At 78.8% G+C, this 321-nt stretch carries 1 protein-coding gene; it reads left to right on the top strand.

Annotated features, from left to right (window positions below):
* Positions 1–321 (top strand): hypothetical protein (locus tag UK12_RS44130; RefSeq protein ID WP_045307207.1); only part of this gene is annotated, 321 nt, incomplete at both ends.

The following is a 321-nucleotide window of genomic DNA, read 5'->3' as shown; positions in this document are numbered from 1 at the left end:
CGCCCAAGCTCGCGCTGACCTACCTGAACGACGCGGCCTCCCACGCCCGTCTGGTGGCCGGCCGGTGGCCCTCGGCCGCCGTGACGTACCCGCGCTACGCGGTGGCCCTGTCCGAGTTCACCGCCCCCACCCTTCGGCACGAGGACCGGCGGCCTCGCGGCCGGCGGGCGGAGGGCCGGGGTCATCCCGGCGGGCGGGACGAGGTCAGGGGGGACCGTCACCGGCACCGAGCCGGACGTCGGGCCGTGGCTGCGGATCAGCTCGCGCAGCCCCTGGTCCGCGCCGCGGTCCAGCGCGCGGGGCAGGGCGGCGGCCAGGAAG

The organism is Saccharothrix sp. ST-888 (assembly GCF_000955975.1).
Lineage (GTDB): Bacteria > Actinomycetota > Actinomycetes > Streptomycetales > Streptomycetaceae > Kitasatospora.
Note: the sequence above shows the minus strand (reverse complement) of the source record. Positions and strands in the feature narration are given on the sequence as shown.